Raw genomic sequence first — 19,722 nt, forward strand, 5'->3', positions numbered from 1 at the left:
ATTATGCCCCTGAACCAAGCACGTCCACTTTATCTACAAACTCTAAGCTTTTCAGTCTTCGCAGCATTTCATTTAACTCAACACTCATACTTGCTGTATCTAATGAAAGAGTTACGTTGGCACGCCCTTGTAAAGGGATGGTTTGGTGAATTGTTAGCACATTGCATCCCGATGATGCAACGGTGCTCAATAAATGTGATAAAGTTCCTGATCGATCTTCAATATGAAAAAACAGTGAAATAATGCGCTGTTTGACAACCGTCTGAAACGGAAAGACCGTGTCGCGGTACTTATAAAAAGCACTGCGACTCAAGTCTACGGCTTGTACAGCATCTGCTACCGACTCAGCTTTTCCCCGTTCAATTAACAGCTTCGCATCCAATGTTTTTTTCATCGCTTCTGGTAATACATCTTCGCGAACTAAATAAAACTGCTTATCGCTCTTATGCAAGTAAAGCCCCTCCCCTTATCCTATGAACAACAATTAGTCGATAAATTCAAATTCATATTCAAACAGCTTTACAATGTCGCCATCTTTTGCTCCTCGTTCACGAAGGGCTTCATCGACGCCCATGCCTCGAAGCTGGCGCGCGAATCGACGAACTGATTCTTCACGTGAGAAGTCAGTCATCTTGAATAATTTTTCGATTTTTTCACCGCTTAATACGTATGAGCCATCGCTATCACGCGTAATAACAAATTCCACTTCTTTCTTTTCATGCTTGTACAGTACGCGGTGCATAGATAGATCTTCCTCTTCTTGCATTGGGAATTCCGGCGTCGTTTCTACAAGATCAGCTACTGTAAATAACAGTTCGCGGATTCCATCACGCGTTGCCGCAGAAATTGGAAAGATTTTCACTTCGTCCCCTACTTTTTCTTTGAATGCAGCTAAATTCTCTTCGGCTTGCGGGATATCCATTTTATTTGCTACCACTACTTGCGGACGTTCCGTTAAACGCATATTATACTGACGCAGCTCTTCATTAATAGTTAAGTAATCTTCATATGGATCACGGCCTTCTAAACCTGACATATCGATTACATGGACAATCACGCGGGTACGTTCAATGTGACGTAAAAACTGATGACCTAATCCTACACCTTCATGTGCACCTTCGATTAGCCCTGGTAAATCTGCCATCACAAAACTGCGACTATCTTCTGTCTCAACTACTCCCAAATTCGGATTAATTGTTGTAAAATGATATTCAGCAATTTTTGGCTTTGCAGCAGACGTTACGGATAATAACGTTGACTTTCCAACACTTGGGAAACCAACTAATCCTACATCGGCTAATACTTTTAATTCAAGAATGACATTTCTCTCTTTACCTGGCTCTCCATTTTCTGAAAGCTCCGGTGCTGGATTTGCAGGTGTAGCAAAACGCGTATTCCCACGCCCTCCGCGTCCACCTTTAGCAATCACTGCGCGCTGGCCGTGCTCAACTAAATCAGCAATCGTTTCGTTCGTATCTTCATCCAACACAACGGTACCTGGTGGAACTTTTACAATCATCGGCTCAGCGTTACGTCCGTGCTGTCCTTTTGACATTCCATGTTCACCACGGCTTGCTTTAAAGTGACGCTTATAGCGGAAATCCATCAGCGTACGTAATCCTTCTTCTACTTCAAAAATGACATCTGCACCGTGACCACCGTCACCACCTGCAGGACCTCCTTTTGGTACGTACTTTTCGCGACGGAAGGCAACCATTCCATTTCCTCCGTCGCCACCTTTTACATATACCTTGACCTGATCTACAAACATTTCTTTTTCACTCCGTTCTATATCTTAGCTCTTGCCATAGCAAAAGCGCTTTTAACTTATTGTGAGCATAAGGCTAAATTCATCTTCAGACATATGCTGTTCAACTAATGCAACTCCTTGAGCGCACTCATAACATTGTAGCTTGTTTTGTAGCTTCTGTATATCTGTTAGTATTCCACTAAAGTCAAAAAAGAAACGAATTCCCTGTTCTTCAATGCATACTGAAATACTCAAATAGTTTTCTGCATGATAATCAACATATTTTTCGAGTGCTTCTGTCAAATAGCAACACCAGTTGTATACGAACTCATCGTATTGTGATAAATCCTTCAATTCTCCAAGCACTTCCACATCTAAGCGAACAGCATGGTTATTCCAATGATAGGTCATAACAAAGCCCGCAAACAGTCGCATATTGATGTTTGTTAACTTGGATTCATGTTTGGATTCATTTACAATTTCTTCAATGATTTCATTCGCTCGATCAAGCCGATTCAACGCTAGATTGCCTTTGATTAATTGCAGCTTATTTAACCAATCATGCCGCGCGTATCTTAATACCTCTACGACATCCCATTCTTTTTCCATCTTAGCACTCCTAACTTTGACTCGAGCATAAGTATTTCACAACGCTGACAAACATCTCGTATCAATCTTCTTAGATATGTTCGATTATAACAAATTCCAATGGGTAATAGGTGAAATATTCTACAAAAAGAAAACTCTAACCTACTTGGGTTAGAGTTTTCTTTTTGTATCTTATGCTTCTTGAGCAACAGGGTATACAGATACTTTTTTACGGTCACGACCGAAACGTTCAAATTTAACGATACCGTCGATTTGAGCGAATAAAGTATCATCTCCACCACGACCTACGTTTGCACCTGGGTAAATTTTAGTACCGCGTTGACGGTATAAAATTGAACCACCAGATACGAATTGGCCATCAGCACGTTTAGCACCAAGACGTTTCGAGATTGAATCACGACCGTTTTTAGTACTACCTACTCCTTTTTTAGAAGCGAAGAATTGAAGGTCTAATCTTACTAACATGACATCCACCTCCTGTTTAGTTGTCGTTAATTTTTATATAATTACTGTAATCTAATTCGATCGTTTTCAGTGAAACAACCATACCTTCTAATAGCAATTGAATCTGTTCCAATGTGAACGAATCCACATCTTTCGGAATCTCACAACGGAGATAGCCACCATCTCCACCTTGCTCTAAGTGCGGTTCAACCCCACTTATTGAAAAGATAGCATTAATTGTTCCAAATGAAACTGCAGATGCTCCCGCACAAACAAGATCTTTTCCGTGTTCGGAAAAGTCAGCATGTCCACTCATCGTGAACCCGTCAACTTTCTTATTTGCATCACGAGAAATCGTCACCTTAATCATTTGTTATAATTACGCGTTGATAGCGTCGATTACAACTTTTGTGTAAGGTTGACGGTGACCTTGCTTACGACGATAGTTTTTCTTTGCTTTGTATTTAAATACAGTGATCTTTTTAGCGCGACCTTGTTTTTCAACTTTAGCCGTAACTGTTGCACCTTCTACGAAAGGAACACCAACTTTCACGCTGTCGCCACCTACAAATAATACTTTGTCAAAAGTAACTGTTTCGCCTTGTTCACCAGCAAGTTTTTCAACGTAGATTGCTTGACCAGCCTCTACTTTAATTTGCTTACCACCAGTTTCAATAATTGCGTACATTCTCTGCACCTCCTCTAAAAACTAAGACTCGCCATCACAGGTGTTCAAGTGAACTTAAAACCTGTTCTGAGCGGTTGTAGCACGGGTGCTACAAACCAACATATTAAATCTTACTACAAATCAAAGGTTAGTGTCAATTGGAATTCATGTTTTCTTCTAAAAATTTATATAGAAGCAGAGACCCTTTTTTGAATCTGCTCTTTCGACCCCAATTGACGCAAAACAAATGCGTTTGTATAATCATCGCTTGGCGTAAGATATACGGTTTTTTTAACCATTTTCTCTAGAGCTTTGAGAAACCCTTGAGCTTTCATTTCATTTATAACATCACTTCGCGTCTCAATCCAAATAGCCTCTTCTTCCGCGCCGCGATGTTCCCAAATTACACGTTCAATTTGAAAAGCAACCGTTTTGGAATCAATCATTTTACCGGTTCCTTCACATACTTCACAAGGCATAGTTAATGTTGACCCAATGCTATTGCGCACTTTCTTCCGCGTTAATTGCAATATGCCGAGCTCTGTAAAGCCAACTACATTCGTCCGCACTTCATCTTGTTCACATAGCTTTTTCATGTACCTTTCTACTTCTGTCCGATCTTCTTTATGAGACATATTTATAAAATCAATTAAGATCATGCCGCCTAAGTGACGTAATTGCATCTGTTTGGACAGTTCATACGCAGCTTCCATATTTGTTTGAAGCATCGTCTTTCGAATATTATCTTTTCCGGAAAACTTCCCCGTGTTCACGTCTACGACCGTCATCGCTTCCGTTTCGTCAATAACGATATAACCTCCACTTTTGAGCCACACGATTCGCTTTAAAAGCTTCTCTATTTGCCGTTCCACATCATAAAAGGAGAAAATATTTTCATTTCCTTTATAGTACTCTATTGACGAGTTAGGGTAGGCAGCTTGAAGATGCTGATATAGGTCAAAGTCATCTACTACTATCCCGTCAATTCCTTGTTGAAGTGCAGCTTGCACTCTTGTTTCGAGAAAATCTTGTCCTTTGCTGACTAGGGCAGGAGCTTTCATTCCCTGTGTCTGTCGTTCAAGGCGCTCATATTTCTTCTGTAGCTCTTTTATTTTGTGTTGGACCGCAGCTTCTGATTTTTCCTCAATCGCTGTTCGAAATAAAAAGCCTTCCATCCCCTGTTTTAACCGCTCGCCAAGCTGTTTCCACTGTTGGCGTTTTGGCTCATCTATTTTTTTGGATACAGCGACATAGTTTCCGTGCGGTAAATATACAAGCTCATCAGAAGAAAATTCAATAATACCCGTCAGCTTCGGCCCTTTTGTTCCAATGCCTTCTTTTACAACTTGAACCAATACTTTTTCTCCTTCACGAATAAAAGCAGACATCGGCTGCTGATCCTTGTGAGGATTATCTGACTGCTGATAGGATACAAGTTCATTTCGATGAATAAATCCGTTCATTGATAAACCAATATCGATAAAGGCTGCTTGCATATGCGGCAGGACTTTTACGACTTTACCCCAATATATATCACCAATAATTTGATTCTCGCTTTGTTCTTCTAAATATATTTTTTCTAGTGTTTTATCGTTTATCACGGCTATACGTTTGGAAGAAGTAGCCGCGTTAATGATACATGCCTTCACATACATTGCCTCACTTTAATCTAAATTCATAGGAAAAAGTTCGGTCAGTGCAACCGAACTTTTTTCATTCTATTCTATGTTACTAGAAATCAGTAAACTGTTACAAGTTCATCTAGTGGGCTATTTGTTCTTTTTTCTACAAAGTAAGCGTGTAAAAGTTCATTTTCATCAATTTGTACATGCTCGCCTGTTTGAGATGTAGCAATAATCATATGCTTACAACCTCTTTGGAATTTTTGCAGGACTTGATGGAGCGTCTCACTGGTTGATACACTTAGCGTTTTTAAAGCTCCAATTGGATGCTCTTTTCCATGATACCTCTCCAACAAAAAGCGCATGTAGACAAATTGCCTGCTCTTCCATTCCAAATATCCGGATATAATTAAAAATGAAATAACAATCCATAAGTGCAGCTGAAAAGGATGCATAATGACGGCGTAGATAATACCGATAGCTAAAAAAAACGTTGATAACCGGAGTGCAAGCTTATGCGCTTCTAAAAATGGTAAAGAACGACTGCACATTAAAAAAAGCAGCTTCCCTCCGTCCAATGGCCAAATGGGCAAAAGGTTAAACAGTAAAATTACTGTGCATTGAAACATAAATTGCTCATACGTTTCCAAAGACAACACATTTATTTTCATTAATAAGAAAGCAGCTCCAAACATCCAAAGATGCTGAAGAGGTCCACTTATTGTCACAATAAACTCTTCTCGAAATGGACGATTACCATGTTCATCTACTTCTGCTACTCCTCCAAAAGGTAAGAGCATAATTCTACGAATTCGCCAAGAAAAACACTGAGCTGCTACGGCGTGGCCCAGTTCATGAATAATTACAATAATAAATAACAAAAAAAGCTGCTTTACCGTAGCCGTTAAGATACCAATTACGAAAATCCCCCAAAACAATGGATGAATGTGAATTTTCATCAATAACGAAAAAGCACTATTCAAATTGAATCACCTGACTAGGATCCACAAACTTATCGCCTTTTTTAATAGCAAAATAGAACGTTCCAGCATCGCCTTTTTTACTGTTTTCCACAATTCCTACTTCTTTGCCTTTATTCACAAAATCATACATGCTAACATTGATTTTTTTGAGCTGTCCATACCAAGTTTCAGTTCCATCGGCATGTTGAATAATAACCGTATTCCCAGTATCATCACGTTTTCCTACATACCTTACAATACCTTCACTCATTGCTTCTACAACAGAATCCACTCCTGTTTGAACCGTCACCCCTTGCTTACTTTGAGCAAATGTTTCCGTTACTTTCCCTGAAGCTGGAGTAGCGTATTCTCCGCTTACACTTTGCTCCGTTTTGCTAGACTCCTTATTCGGCAGGAGCGTTAACGGCTTCCCAAACTTATCTTCATACCAAGAGGAAACAGCTGCAAACTGAAATTCTTTATCCATTGTTTGTTGAACCACCACTCTGGCCTGTTCAAAAGCAGGAGAAGCGTTCTTGAACATAATCCCTACAATTAACACTAAGCAGGCCGAAGCTAAAATTTTAAATAAAAAGCGTTCTTTTCGAAATAACGGGTGATATTCCTTTGCTGATGGTGTGTATTCAACCGCAGAATAATCCATCGATCCATATTTTTCTTCTTCACTCATTAAGGACGTATGAAGAGGTTCTTGAGGAAGACGCTTCGTTGTATTTAATTGTTTTCGCTTGCGCTCAGCAATTCGTTTACGGATTTCATCAGCACGTCGATTCATGATTCATCATTCTCCTTGTTCTTATCGTATAATCAACTATATGACTTGTCCGTGGAGCTTATGACAGCTTGACTCTACAAAATCACACAAATAAAAAAAGCTTCCTCTATCGGAAGCTTTTTAAGAACGAACACCAAAGAATCGTTTAATACGTGCAAACATTCCCTTATCTTCTTCATCTAACGATTGAAGAGGAACCGTTTCACCTAGAATACGTCTTGCAATATTACGATATGCAATTGATGCTTTGCTTGATGGATCCATGACAATTGGTTCACCGTTGTTAGAAGCACGAATAACATTTTCATCGTCAGCAACGATTCCAATTAAATCAACAGCCAGAAGCTGAGAAATTTCTTCCACGTCCAGCATGTCTCCATTTTTCATCATATGACTACGGATTCGGTTAATAACCAGTTTTGGAGATTCGATATCCTCTTGCTCCAATAATCCAATAATACGGTCAGCATCACGAACAGCTGAAACTTCCGGTGTTGTCACAACGAGTGCCTTATCAGCGCCAGCTACGGCATTCTTATAGCCTTGTTCAATACCAGCTGGGCAATCAATAACCACATAGTCATAGTCTTGCTTTAACTGAAGAACTAACTCTCGCATTTGTTCTGGTTGAACAGCTGTTTTGTCACTCGTTTGAGCAGCAGGAAGTAAGTACAAACATTCAAAACGCTTGTCCTTAATCAAGGCTTTTTGCGGTTGGCATCGACCTTCTACCACGTCTACAAGATCATAAATAATACGATTTTCAAGCCCCATTACAACATCCAAGTTGCGTAAGCCGATATCAGTGTCTACTAGACACACGCGCTTTCCAGCTAATGCTAGAGCAGTACCTAAATTGGCTGATGTCGTTGTTTTTCCAACTCCACCTTTACCAGACGTAACAACAATAGCCTCTCCCACTGTCAAATTCTCCTTTCTACCCTGGTCAAATTCGGTCTTAGATGCGGTAAAGCTTGCACGCGATCTATCACCATTTGATCATTATCATCTAAGTATGCACATTCCATTATATTCTCTTCCTTCTCACTGCGCTCTTCTTCTGATCGGGTAATGATATCAGCAATGCGCAGCTGTGAAGGTTTCATTAACGATGCAGCAATAACGGCGTTTTTATTGCCGCGATATCCTGCATGAGCAATCCCTTTTAAAGCACCTAATACAAATAAATTTCCTCCAGCTACAACGGTTCCTCCGGGATTTACGTCTCCGACTAGAAGCAAATCGCCTTCTACATGGAGAACCTGTCCTGAACGAACTACCTTTGTAACAGATACTAATTCACTTTCTTCTCTTACTCGGACTGCATCTTGCTTTAAAATAACGTTACTATCAATTTGTTTAACTACTAAATACTGATTTTCTTCTATGAGCGCCTTCAATTCGGTTTCCTGCTCTGTAGTTAAATAACGATTTCCGATTTTGACATACACTGTGACGATTTGATCGGCATCGCCATGCTTATTTGTCAAAAGCTTCGTCTTAAGTTCCGTCAAAAGCTCTGCAAATGAACATGTATCATTGAGATGCAACGTTAATCCATCTTTTGTTCCTTTAATTGTCACATTTTGTTGCTTTTGTTTATTCAAGACGCTCACCTCAACGAATATATAATTTCGACAGAGACTTACTCAATTCCTTTTTTTCGTTTCTTCAATCAGCATTTTTATCACATCACGAACGAGAAGCGTAATATATTTTCGGATCAGCGTTCATCGATAAATTTAGCGAAATATTGAAAACATCTTTGAAGCGGAAATGCAAAAATGAGTGCAAATATGGCATTTAAAATGATGGTTGCGTAAAATCGCTCTTGCAAGAAGCGACCAATGGTCATATCGGATATATTAATAATGCTATTAATTCCATATACATAAAACTCAATAATGGCTACAGCTAATAGCGACATGCAGATTACGATAAGCGTATTTTGCTGAAAAATCTTCATTAGTTTTGATACGATATAGCATACGGCCGGCAATCCAAGCGCGTATACTCCTAAGACATCCGTAAAGGCAATATCGTACATGAATCCAAGGATTACCCCATATAGCATCGCTTGCTTTGGGTGATAATACACTGCCATAAAAGCCAGTACCACTACAACAAAGTGAGGCGATAGAATCCAGTCTCGCCATGGTGATGCCATGGCGACAAAATTAACAAAGATACTTTCAAACATAAAAACGACAAGCACGAGAATAGGAAGGACAAACCGCTTCATCAGTTAGCCTCCTCCGCCCCTAAATCGTCTTCAGCAGCGGGCGCACTTCTTTTAGCTACAACTACGTTATCTAAGTCATACAAGTCAGCAGCAGGTTTGATATAAGCTTTTTTCGTTAATCCATATTCATCAGGCTCAATTTTTGTGATAACGCCAATTGGAAGATTGCTAGGAAAAATGCCGTCTTCTTGTCCTAGACCGGACGTTACTACTTTTTGCTTTTCTTTAATATCAGCATCAAAAGGAATACGACGCATAACAAGCGCCTGTTCTTTATCATCATAGCCTTCAATTAAACCAAACACTTCTTTTTTAGCCTGAATTTTAGCAGATACACGGTTTGTACGATCTGATGAACTAATTAACTGCACAGTAGATGTGAACTTAGATGCATGCTTCACTTTACCAATCAGCCCTTCAGGAGTCATAACAGCCATATTTTCCTGTACATTATGAACCGTCCCTTTATCAATGGCAATTACCTCATGCCAACGGTCTGGATTACGAGCAATAACTGTTGCTTCGATTGGATTGTATTGACTTAAATCCGTTTTTTTGTCGAGCTGTGCTCTTAATTTTTTATTTTCTTGCTGCAAAGCGTTGGCTTTCGTTTCTAATTGCATGCGTTCGTCTAAACGGGCTTTTAATACCTCGTTTTCTTCGTATGTACGCTTTAAGTCACCTACATTCTGAAAGAAACCCGCTACAAATTGTGCGGGTTCATTAAAGGTAGCCTGAACAAGACCAACCGTATCTTTGACAAACTGCTCAGGCCACGTTACATTTTTACGACCATTTAACGAAAAACCAATCAATGCCACTAATACAATAATACTGACCAATAAAATAACTAAACGTTTATTTAAGAAAAATTGTGGCACGATCTACACCTCTTAATATTTAGCGATATGAATCGCTTGTACGATTTTTAAATAAATCAATGTGTTCTAACGCTTTACCAGTTCCAATTGCAACACAGTCAAGCGGATCTTCTGCGATGACAACCGGCATATTTGTTTCTTCACTAATAACTTTATCTAAATTACGTAGCAATGCGCCACCGCCTGTTAATACAATACCGCGATCCATAATATCTGCCGCAAGTTCAGGTGGTGTTTTTTCTAATGTACTTTTTACTGAATCGACAATAGAAGCCACTGTATCTTTTAGCGCTTCTGCAATTTCTTCTGCTGAAATTTCGATTGTTTTCGGTAGACCTGTTAGTAAGTCACGTCCGCGAATTTCCATGTTTTCAATACCTTCTGGAATTCCGGCAGAGCCGACTTCTACTTTTAATGCTTCTGACGTACGCTCACCGATCATTAAATTGTAATTCTTGCGAATATATTGAATAATCGCTTCATCCATCTCGTCCCCAGCGATACGGATTGACTGACATGTTACGATTCCGCCTAAAGAAATAATCGCAACTTCTGTTGTTCCTCCACCAATATCTACTACCATACTTCCCGTTGGCTCCCAAACCGGTAGATTGGCGCCGATTGCTGCAGCAAACGGTTCTTCAATTGTATACGCATCACGCGCGCCAGCCTGACGAGTCGCATCAATAACGGCACGCTTCTCAACAGCTGTAATGCCAGAAGGTACACAAACCATTACATACGGCTTACCCGCAAACAAACTTTTTGTTTTTTGAGCTTGATTGATGTAATATTTCATCATCGTCGCAGTTGTTTCGTAATCTGCAATAACTCCATCTTTCATTGGACGAAGGGCTACTACGTTCCCAGGTGTACGACCAATCATATTTTTTGCATCGTTACCTACCGCAACGATTTGTTTTGTATCAGTTTGCAAAGCCACAACAGACGGCTCACGCACAACAATTCCTTTTCCTTTTACATAAACGAGCGTATTTGCAGTACCCAAATCTATTCCAAGGTCTCTAGTACCGATTCCAAACATGTGTCTCTTCCTTTCTCTTACCAAAATGCAAAGGTAAAAATTCCATAATTCAATTTCTTCATTTCATAAGTAACATTTTTTATTTTCTATACTTTTTTCATAGATGTCAACGCCAAATATTGTATGATAAAAAGTCATACTTTGTCTATTAATAACGAATGATTGTAAAGAACTTGTCATTTAAAATCATGACTACTATTATAACCCAAGGATTTTAAAAAGCATAGCCTTACATGTATCCTTTTTCTTTTAAACTAATATATTTTCGATCTCCGATAATTAAATGATCTAACAATTCAATTCCTATGATAAATCCGCACTCTTTTAAGCGTTTCGTTACCTCTATATCTTCTCTGCTGGGAGTAGGGTCGCCGGAGGGATGATTATGAATACAAATAAGAGATGCAGCTGAACGACGAAAGGCTTCTTTAAATACTTCTCTTGGATGGACAATAGATGAATTGAGGCTTCCGATAAAAATGGTTTGCTTGTGGAGAACTTGATTTTTCGTGTTGAGGTATAAACAGACGAAATGCTCTTGGGACAGCACGCGCATTTCTTCCATCACATAATTAGCTCCGTCTTCAGGGCCATGAATGGTATATCGCTCACTAGATTTCCGCTGTACAATCCTCTTACCTATTTCAATAGCCGCTATAATTTGAATCGCTTTTGCAGGTCCGATACCTTTAATATTCATCATTTCATCAAGCGATGCATGCTGTAAAAGTTGAAGACCTTCAAAATGCGTTAATATGCGATTGGACAGCTGAAGAACAGATTCATCTTTGGTTCCGGTGCGCAGCAAAATAGCAATAAGCTCGTGGTTAGAAAGACTAGAAGCACCCATTGCCACAAGGCGCTCTCGAGGTCTTTCATCTTGAGGAAAATCTTTAATTAGCAATGATTGATCCAATTTCGTCACTCCTTTTTAGTAGACGAAACCGTATTGTTTTAGCTCACGTATTGTTCGGGAGAGCGGCAAGCCCACCACGGAGAAATAGTCTCCTTCAATTTTTTTAACTAGCGCAGCACCGAGACCTTGAATTCCATAAGAACCAGCCTTGTCCATAGGCTCTCCTGACTCTACGTACTGTACGATTTCATCTTGTTCAATCGGCCAAAACTCTACATCAGTTTGTTCATAAAACGTATGAACTTTTGCATTTGATACGAACGCTACTCCAGTTAACACCTGATGTTTTTGACCTGACAGCATCGTAAGTGTTTCAATCGCTTCTTGTTTCGTTTTTGGCTTTCCTAAAATACGATTGCCATATACGACAACTGTATCGGCGCCTAGGACCATATCCTCTTTATAATGCGAAGCGACGTCCACTGCTTTTTGCCTAGCTAAATCCATTACTACCTCGGACGGAGTGTATGATGGATTGACGATTTCTTCAATTGTACTAACGTGAACGGTAAAGGGAATGTGAAGCTGCTGAAGTAATTCTTTTCGACGAGGAGAGCCTGAGGCTAAAATTAATGTTTGTTTCATACATCTCACCTTTGCATTTTGATTTTAAAAAAGAAGGACACACCGTTATTTTAGCAATTTCATCTCTAAATGACAATAAACAAGTGAGGCAGCATTACACTACCTCACCTGTTAAGACGTTACAAGGCTTTCATACTGCTGAAGAGCTTTTAACACGTATCCCTGAGCAAGCCAAGCGTCTTTACTGCTTTTATTGTCTTCATATGAAGAAAGAGAAGCCGCAGCCTTTTGAAGGGTTCTCACCATGGTTTTAATGTCTTCATTTGACGCTTCTTTCTGAACTTTTGTCAGCTCTTTTTTCAAAGATTTGATATCGGCTACCCGCTCTCCCTCAATCGCTTTAACAGATTGATCTAAGAGATTAGCCATAAACGGCTGCGCTGTTGTTATAACCGTTTGATCTTTTTTCCCTAATTCGCTGGTGGGCTTAATTTCATAAGACTTTACATATACATCTTTACCTTGTTGTTTATACGTTTTACTAAGTGCCTTTGCTTTTTCTTCTCCAGTCGCAGCACCAACGACAAGAGAATAGGTTTTAGGTGAAAAAATCTCGCCTGCTTCGTTCTCTTCTTTCCATTTATCCATTGCTTTATTTGCAGCAGTTTTTGATGAAAAAGCACCTGCTTGCACAATGTAAAAGGAAAAAGGGTCTAAAGTAGAAGCAGCAGCTGACGTATCCTTCGATTCCTGTTCGCTTTTCTTTTCAGCTTTACCAACACTTTCAGTGGCAGACGCTGTTTGAGCAGCTTTTTCTTCTTTCGCTCGCTCACTTGTTTGTGCTTTTCCTACAGGCTGTTCGCTTCCTGTCATCATTTTCACACCAACCATACCGATGCCGCTGCCTATTCCGACTGCTAGTAATACAATCACAGCCGTTCGTTTGATCACACCGCCGTTTACTGTTTTAATCGAAACATTTTTAGGGTGTAATCGCGGCTTTTTCTTCTTTTCATTTCTTACATCTTCAATAAACACCACTTTATTTTCTTCCACATGAGAATCTTTGGATGCCGGTTCCGGAAGAACCCACGTAAATTCGTCTTTTTCCGGCGCTTGTTCTTCCTTCTCATCCTTAGATTGACCATTGATTTTAATTGAAATTTTTCGTTCCTGCTTGTCCACTGCCCCACCGCCTTTAGTTAACGTAGTCTTAGTACCGGTTGTAAGCTGAGGTAAACCGACATAAAACATACACTTTTTTCCATGCTATCATAGAAGAAAAAAAAAATAACAAGACATTTGTCGTCTTGTTACAAAAGGTTTTCGCTATTTAGTTACAGAAATTTTAACTTTGTCGAAGACTTGAAGCTCAATAAAAATAGTTGCTAACATACCAATCTATCAATTCGTTTCCATGAAAATAAGCAGCGATTGTCCCTATAAAAATAAAAGGAACGAAAGGAATTGGTACACCTACCTTTGCCTTTTTCATTAACAATGCTCCTATACTAACGGTTCCGCCTATTAATATAGCTAAAAAAAGTGATAGCAAAACAAGCTTTACTCCAAGCACAATACCAATCAAACCATACAATTTAATATCTCCTTCTCCAAGGCCTCCTCTGCTGAGAAATGCGATTAGAAAGAGGAGAAAAAATGCGATTCCTCCTCCCATTAAAGAATCACTCCACGAAGTTAATGGAATGAAAAGACGCTCAAGAAGAAAGATAGGCAAAAAGAAAAGCAGCACCTTATTTGGGACAATCATATAGGCTATATCTGAGACAACGATAATTGTTAAAAAAGAAACAAAAGTTAATATGACAATCAGTTCTAACGTCATATTCAATTTTAAAAAAGCATATACAAATAAACTTCCTGTCGAAAATTCTACGAACGGGTAGATGAAGGAGATTTTTTTGCGACACATACTACATTTTCCTGCATTTTTAATGTAGGAGACTACGGGGATTAACTGTTGTGGAGAAAGAACGTATAAACAGTGTGGACAATGAGATCTTGGAGATAAAATAGATTTTCCCTGAGGAATTCTAAGGCCTGCTACGTTGTAAAATGAACCTAGAGTGATACCTGAAACGAATAGATAAAGGTAAATTATACTCATACGACTCCTTCCATTTCAGGGGTATAGAATACTAACTGTAGATTTTCTTTTGAATGGGGCAATGTATCTTTTCCTTTTAAATAGCTGCCAATAAACGGTATGAGAAAAGCTGCTAGAAGACCTATTACGATAACCAGTATGATCACTTGCGTGAGAGAAAGTCCTTTATTCTCTTTTGACAGTTTATCCATTTCCACACCTCTCTTTTATTGATTAGTATCAAACAGCTCCTTCATTAATAAACTGAATCTTAATACCCATAAAAGTCATATTCTGTATGCCTCCTTCCTTAAAACACACCTTTTATAGGTAATAAGGATTATACCACTAAAAAACAAAAACAGCATAAAAAAACGTCTGCAAAAGCAGACGTTTTTTAATAGTAAGGAGCCATAAATAAGTAGACAATTACACCTGTAAGGCTTACATAAAGCCAGATTGGCATTGTCCATCGCACAATTTTTTTATGTTTTTCAACTTGCATTGTCCAGCCCCACACAAGTGCAAACAGTGCCAGCGGAACGATAATCGCTGCTAAGAAACTGTGTGTGATCAAAATAAAGAAGTAAATGGGACGAACAATTCCTTCTCCACCAAACGTAGCTGTTTCCGTTGAGATATAGTGGAACGTTAAATATGAAACTAAAAAGAGCAGTGTAGAAGTGAATGCCGCTAAGATAAACCCTCTATGAGCATTGATGTTTTTTCTAAAGATTGAAATCAACGCTGCAACTAAAAAAATAAACGTAAAACTATTCAAAATAGCATTTAACCGTGGAAAGATAGTCAAATCAAAACTTACTTTTCCTTGATAGCCAATATTCGAAAAGAATAGCAGTAAGATAATAACATTCGCTATCACTGAAAAGGTAAGAATAATACCGGTAAAGTTTTTATTACTTTTCGGTACAATTTTTTCATTATTCTTACTCATGTTAACAATCTCCTTATTTAGTGATGTACATGTTTATTATATATCACTTACCTAGGGGGTGAAAGTGACAATACTTTGAACTTAGTGCTTCCTTATTATTTGTATCCCTTTCTTACATTATGTTAAAAGCAGCAAGATTTCACTTGCTGCTTCTGCTCATTTGAGAAGAAAGGCCCGCACTTCTGATATAAAATACAGAGACCCTGTAATCACGACCATGTCTTGTTCACCTGTCGCCTTTTCCTTTACGTAAGCAATTGCTTTTTTCCACTCCTCGTCCATATGCTTATTACGATGAGTACTCATCTCATAAAGCTCCCCAGCTGCGCGAGCACGAGGAAAGTCAAACGACGTAAATGTAATACTTGCAGCGATTGTTTCAAGTTCTTGGACCATTCGATCAGCGCTTTTATCATTTAAGCAGCTAAAGATTAAATGAATGTTTCGATCTTCATAATGAAGGCGTAAAGTAGATAACAAGCTATCAATGCCTTCTGCATTATGAGCCCCGTCAATAATCGTTAAAGGATGCTCATTTACTATCTCAAAGCGGCCGTTCCACTTTGTATGCTGAATCCCTTTTATCATTTGCTCATTGGAGATAGAAAGCTTTTTCTTTTCTTTTAAATAACAAACGGCCATCACAGCCAAAGCTGCATTTTTAACTTGATGATAGCCAAGCATATTTAATTGCAAGTGTTCAAATGTACCATACGGCGTTTTTAACGTAAAGCCTTCTCCATTTGCTAAGGGCTCATAGTTTTCAATTTTAAATTCTTTTCCTAACACAAATAACGAAGCCTGCTTCAAATTTGCCTCTTCTGTAATGACGTCAAGCGCCTTTACTTGCTCTGCACCAGTAATAATAGGGACTTCTTTTTTAATAATCCCCGCTTTTTCTGCTGCAATTTCTTCTACCGTATCACCTAGTATCGCCATGTGATCAAATCCAATGTTTGTAATAATACTAACCATAGGATTCACAACATTTGTTGAATCATATCGTCCCCCAAGACCTGTTTCAAACACAACATAGTCAACTGAATCATGATAGCCGAAATAAAGAAAAGCCATGATTGTAATCACTTCAAATTCCGTTGCTGACCCTAAGTCCGTATGTTCTAGTCGCTCCACTACAGGCTTTACTTCCTGAACAAGAGCGGTCATTGCTTCATTTGAAATAGGCTGTCCATTCACGCTAATCCGCTCATTAAATGTTTCGATATAAGGGGAAGTAAACGTTCCAACTTTATACCCTGCTTCTTCTAACATATTTCGCAAATACGAAACAGTAGAACCTTTACCATTCGTTCCAGCAACGTGAATAGCATTTATATTTTGCTGCGGAAAATCAAGCTGCTCTAGCATCCATTCCATTCGTTCTAACCCCGGCTTGATTCCAAAGCGAAGTCTGTTATGAATCCAATCAAGCGCTTCTTCATATGTCGTTATCATCTTTTATTCACCTTTCTTTTCCATCGCTATTATTATGTAAAGAAAAAGCGTCGCTATACAAGCCACGCTTTTTCTGTTAGTTTATTAACCCATTGATTATCCGCGTAATTCAGCAATACGAGACTGAACAGCTTCACGTTTTTCAACGTAATCTTGCTCTTTTGCACGCTCTTCTTCTACTACTTTAGCAGGCGCTTTTGCAATAAAGCCTTGGTTGTTTAATTTCTTTTGTACACGTTCTACTTCTTTGTTTAACTTATCGTATTCTTTTTCTAAACGGGCGATTTCTTCTTCGATATTAATTAAACCTTCAAGAGGTAAAATTAATTCTGCGCCTGTTACAACAGCAGTCATCGCTTTTTCATCTAATGAAACATCGGTTGAAATCACAAGCTCACTTGGATTACAGAAACGTTCTACATACGCACGATTCTTTTCAAGCTGACTTTGAATATTTTCATCTTTAGCTTTAATAAATAATTTTACTTGTTTGCTCATCGGCGTGTTCACTTCAGCACGAATGTTACGAACAGCACGGATAATATCTACAAGTAAACGCATATCGTTAGCAGCTTCTTTATCCGAAAGCTCAGCGCGTACTTCCGGCCATTTAGCTACTGTAATTGATTCACCTTCATGCGGCAAGCTTTGCCAAATTTCTTCAGTAATAAACGGCATGAATGGATGTAAAAGTCGCATTGTGTTATCAAGTACATAAGCTAAAATTGAGCGAGTGGTCTTTTTAGCTGCTTCATCTTCTCCGTAAAGAGGAAGTTTAGCCATTTCAATGTACCAATCGCAGAAGTCATCCCAAATAAAGTTATAAAGAATGCGTCCAACTTCACCAAATTCATATTTGTCAGCTAATTTTGTTACGTGCTCAATCGTTTCATTTAAGCGCGTTAAAATCCATTTATCCGCAACTGACTTTTCGCCTGATAAATCAAGCTCTTCAAATGTGATGCCGTCCATGTTCATTAATGCAAAACGAGAAGCATTCCAAATTTTATTTGCAAAGTTCCACGTCGCTTCGACTTTTTCAAAGCTGAAGCGTAAATCTTGTCCTGGTGAGCTTCCTGTAGATAAGAAATAGCGAAGAGAATCTGCACCGTATTTCTCAATTACTTCCATTGGATCTACGCCGTTACCAAGTGATTTACTCATCTTACGACCTTCAGCATCTCGTACAAGACCGTGAATAAGTACATCGTCAAACGGACGTTTACCCGTAAATTCAAGACCTTGAAAAATCATACGAGATACCCAGAAGAAAATAATGTCGTAGCCCGTTACAAGCACATTTGTTGGGTAGTAGCGTTTGAAATCAGCTGCATCCACATCCGGCCAGCCCATTGTTGAGAACGGCCATAGCGCTGAACTGAACCATGTGTCTAATACATCTGAATCCTGTTCCCAGTTTTCGATATCTGCTGGAGCCTCATGATCTACGTATACTTCTCCAGTTTCTTTATGATACCAAGCTGGAATGCGATGTCCCCACCAAAGCTGACGCGAAATACACCAGTCGCGAATATTTTCCATCCAGTGTAAGTATGTCTTTTCAAAACGATCAGGCACAAAGTTTACTTTTTCTTCTTGTTTTTGAAGATCTACTGCTTTATCTGCTAACGGCTGCATTTTTACAAACCACTGAGTTGATAAATAAGGTTCAACAACGGCACCGCTTCGTTCACTGTGACCTACTGAATGCATGTGGTCTTCAATGTTGAACAATACGCCGTCTTCTTGAAGGTCTTTAACAATTTGCTTACGGCAAGCAAAACGATCCATTCCTTCATATTTACCTGCTTTGTCATTCATCGTGCCGTCTTGATTCATCACTAAAATACGCTCTAAATTATGACGGTTTCCAATTTCAAAATCGTTCGGGTCATGAGCAGGCGTAATTTTTACCGCACCAGAACCGAATTCCATATCTACATAATCATCGCCTACGATTGGAATTTCACGACCTACAATCGGAAGGACAACCTTTTTGCCGATTAAGTGCTTATAGCGATCATCTTCAGGGTGAACAGCTACAGCCGTATCTCCTAGCATTGTTTCAGGACGAGTTGTTGCGATTTCAATATGTCCAGAACCATCTGCCAACGGATAGCGCATATGATAAAACGCACCTTGTACATCTTTGTAAATAACCTCGATGTCTGAAAGAGCTGTTTTTGTAGCTGGATCCCAGTTAATAATATATTCTCCGCGATAGATTAACCCTTTTTTGTAAAGCGTTACGAATACTTCGCGCACTGCTTTAGAAAGGCCTTCATCAAGCGTGAAGCGCTCGCGTGAATAGTCTAAGCCAAGTCCTAGCTTCGACCACTGCTGGCGAATAAAGCTTGCATATTCTTCTTTCCATTTCCACGTTTCGGCTACAAAATTTTCGCGGCCTAGATCGTAGCGGCTTTTCCCTTCGTTGCGAAGCTTTTCTTCTACTTTTGCCTGCGTTGCAATCCCCGCATGGTCCATGCCGGGAAGCCATAAAACGTCATAGCCTTGCATGCGCTTCATACGCGTTAAGATGTCTTGTAACGTTGTATCCCAAGCGTGGCCTAAATGCAGCTTGCCCGTTACGTTTGGGGGTGGAATTACAATTGTATATGGCTCTTTTTCAGGGTCATTTGTTGCTTCAAAAAACTTCCCGTCTAACCAATACTGATAACGATTTTCTTCAACGGCTTTTGGATCATACTTCGTTGGAAGAGTCACTTCTTTTTCAGACATAATGTAT

At 39.2% G+C, this 19,722-nt stretch carries 22 protein-coding genes and 1 other annotated feature; all 22 genes read right to left on the minus strand.

Going from position 1 to position 19,722, the window contains the following annotated elements; translation table 11 throughout:
• Nucleotide 1 precedes the first annotated feature (1 nt).
• The 22 genes from MKX72_RS23495 to MKX72_RS23600 all read right to left on the minus strand — a co-directional run bounded on the left by MKX72_RS23495 (nucleotide 2) and on the right by MKX72_RS23600 (nucleotide 19,715).
• Entirely contained in the window at nucleotides 2-451 is a 450-nt protein-coding gene (locus MKX72_RS23495) for an ACT domain-containing protein (protein WP_028411711.1), read from the minus strand.
• 33 nt (nucleotides 452-484) lie between these two features.
• Nucleotides 485-1,771, minus strand: coding sequence for a GTPase ObgE (gene obgE, locus MKX72_RS23500; protein ID WP_034265523.1), 1,287 nt, complete (start codon nucleotides 1,769-1,771; stop codon nucleotides 485-487).
• Between the two features lie 51 nt (nucleotides 1,772-1,822).
• Complete coding sequence (locus MKX72_RS23505) at nucleotides 1,823-2,359, minus strand: Spo0B C-terminal domain-containing protein (protein WP_013085118.1); 537 nt, start codon at nucleotides 2,357-2,359, stop codon at nucleotides 1,823-1,825.
• A gap of 171 nt (nucleotides 2,360-2,530) precedes the next feature.
• A complete protein-coding gene (rpmA, locus tag MKX72_RS23510) occupies nucleotides 2,531-2,824 on the minus strand; it encodes a 50S ribosomal protein L27 (RefSeq protein ID WP_013059335.1) in 294 nt (97 codons plus the stop codon).
• 16 nt (nucleotides 2,825-2,840) lie between these two features.
• Nucleotides 2,841-3,173 carry a ribosomal-processing cysteine protease Prp gene (locus MKX72_RS23515; RefSeq protein WP_013059336.1) on the minus strand — a complete coding sequence of 111 codons (333 nt, stop codon included), beginning with the start codon at nucleotides 3,171-3,173 and terminating at the stop codon, nucleotides 2,841-2,843.
• A gap of 9 nt (nucleotides 3,174-3,182) precedes the next feature.
• A complete protein-coding gene (gene rplU / locus MKX72_RS23520; protein ID WP_013059337.1) occupies nucleotides 3,183-3,491 on the minus strand; it encodes a 50S ribosomal protein L21 in 309 nt (102 codons plus the stop codon).
• 14 nt (nucleotides 3,492-3,505) lie between these two features.
• Nucleotides 3,506-3,577: a sequence feature (ribosomal protein L21 leader region), on the minus strand.
• Between the two features lie 78 nt (nucleotides 3,578-3,655).
• Nucleotides 3,656-5,125: an Rne/Rng family ribonuclease gene (locus MKX72_RS23525; RefSeq protein WP_048019719.1), complete on the minus strand. Its 1,470-nt coding sequence runs from the start codon at nucleotides 5,123-5,125 to the stop codon at nucleotides 3,656-3,658.
• An 83-nt stretch (nucleotides 5,126-5,208) separates the two neighbouring features.
• Nucleotides 5,209-6,075: a M50 family metallopeptidase gene (locus MKX72_RS23530; RefSeq protein ID WP_033579652.1), complete on the minus strand. Its 867-nt coding sequence runs from the start codon at nucleotides 6,073-6,075 to the stop codon at nucleotides 5,209-5,211.
• On the minus strand, nucleotides 6,068-6,850 hold the full coding sequence (locus MKX72_RS23535) for a M23 family metallopeptidase (RefSeq protein WP_028411716.1): 783 nt from the start codon (nucleotides 6,848-6,850) through the stop codon (nucleotides 6,068-6,070). The genes MKX72_RS23530 and MKX72_RS23535 overlap by 8 nt, the downstream gene beginning before the upstream one ends.
• 120 nt (nucleotides 6,851-6,970) lie before the next feature.
• Complete coding sequence (gene minD, locus MKX72_RS23540; protein ID WP_013059341.1) at nucleotides 6,971-7,771, minus strand: septum site-determining protein MinD; 801 nt, start codon at nucleotides 7,769-7,771, stop codon at nucleotides 6,971-6,973.
• 2 nt (nucleotides 7,772-7,773) lie between these two features.
• The gene (gene minC, locus MKX72_RS23545) at nucleotides 7,774-8,457 is read right to left on the minus strand and encodes a septum site-determining protein MinC (protein ID WP_028411717.1); all 684 of its coding nucleotides are present in this window, start codon (nucleotides 8,455-8,457) and stop codon (nucleotides 7,774-7,776) included.
• A gap of 116 nt (nucleotides 8,458-8,573) precedes the next feature.
• Nucleotides 8,574-9,092: a rod shape-determining protein MreD gene (gene mreD / locus MKX72_RS23550; RefSeq protein ID WP_014458115.1), complete on the minus strand. Its 519-nt coding sequence runs from the start codon at nucleotides 9,090-9,092 to the stop codon at nucleotides 8,574-8,576.
• Entirely contained in the window at nucleotides 9,092-9,973 is an 882-nt protein-coding gene (gene mreC / locus MKX72_RS23555) for a rod shape-determining protein MreC (RefSeq protein ID WP_013059344.1), read from the minus strand. Before mreC ends, mreD begins: the two co-directional genes overlap by 1 nt.
• 19 nt (nucleotides 9,974-9,992) lie before the next feature.
• Nucleotides 9,993-11,018 (minus strand): rod shape-determining protein, encoded by a 1,026-nt coding sequence (locus MKX72_RS23560; RefSeq protein WP_013059345.1) that lies wholly within the window; start codon nucleotides 11,016-11,018, stop codon nucleotides 9,993-9,995.
• 229 nt (nucleotides 11,019-11,247) lie between these two features.
• Complete coding sequence (gene radC / locus MKX72_RS23565; RefSeq protein WP_028411718.1) at nucleotides 11,248-11,934, minus strand: RadC family protein; 687 nt, start codon at nucleotides 11,932-11,934, stop codon at nucleotides 11,248-11,250.
• A 15-nt stretch (nucleotides 11,935-11,949) separates the two neighbouring features.
• Nucleotides 11,950-12,519 (minus strand): Maf family protein, encoded by a 570-nt coding sequence (locus MKX72_RS23570; RefSeq protein ID WP_033579650.1) that lies wholly within the window; start codon nucleotides 12,517-12,519, stop codon nucleotides 11,950-11,952.
• A gap of 111 nt (nucleotides 12,520-12,630) precedes the next feature.
• Nucleotides 12,631-13,713: an SPOR domain-containing protein gene (locus tag MKX72_RS23575; RefSeq protein WP_033579649.1), complete on the minus strand. Its 1,083-nt coding sequence runs from the start codon at nucleotides 13,711-13,713 to the stop codon at nucleotides 12,631-12,633.
• 118 nt (nucleotides 13,714-13,831) lie between these two features.
• Nucleotides 13,832-14,587, minus strand: a complete 756-nt coding sequence (locus tag MKX72_RS23580) for a prepilin peptidase (RefSeq protein WP_034265545.1) — start codon at nucleotides 14,585-14,587, stop codon at nucleotides 13,832-13,834.
• Nucleotides 14,584-14,778 (minus strand): hypothetical protein, encoded by a 195-nt coding sequence (locus MKX72_RS23585; RefSeq protein ID WP_033579647.1) that lies wholly within the window; start codon nucleotides 14,776-14,778, stop codon nucleotides 14,584-14,586. Before MKX72_RS23585 ends, MKX72_RS23580 begins: the two co-directional genes overlap by 4 nt.
• Nucleotides 14,779-14,963: 185 nt before the next feature.
• Nucleotides 14,964-15,521 carry a DUF420 domain-containing protein gene (locus MKX72_RS23590; RefSeq protein ID WP_028411723.1) on the minus strand — a complete coding sequence of 186 codons (558 nt, stop codon included), beginning with the start codon at nucleotides 15,519-15,521 and terminating at the stop codon, nucleotides 14,964-14,966.
• A 156-nt stretch (nucleotides 15,522-15,677) separates the two neighbouring features.
• Nucleotides 15,678-16,976: a bifunctional folylpolyglutamate synthase/dihydrofolate synthase gene (locus tag MKX72_RS23595; RefSeq protein ID WP_028411724.1), complete on the minus strand. Its 1,299-nt coding sequence runs from the start codon at nucleotides 16,974-16,976 to the stop codon at nucleotides 15,678-15,680.
• A 96-nt stretch (nucleotides 16,977-17,072) separates the two neighbouring features.
• Nucleotides 17,073-19,715, minus strand: coding sequence for a valine--tRNA ligase (locus MKX72_RS23600; RefSeq protein ID WP_155007630.1), 2,643 nt, complete (start codon nucleotides 19,713-19,715; stop codon nucleotides 17,073-17,075).
• Nucleotides 19,716-19,722: the final 7 nt, after the last annotated feature.

The organism is Priestia sp. FSL R5-0597 (assembly GCF_038006305.1).
Classification (GTDB): Bacteria; Bacillota; Bacilli; order Bacillales; family Bacillaceae_H; genus Priestia; species Priestia zanthoxyli.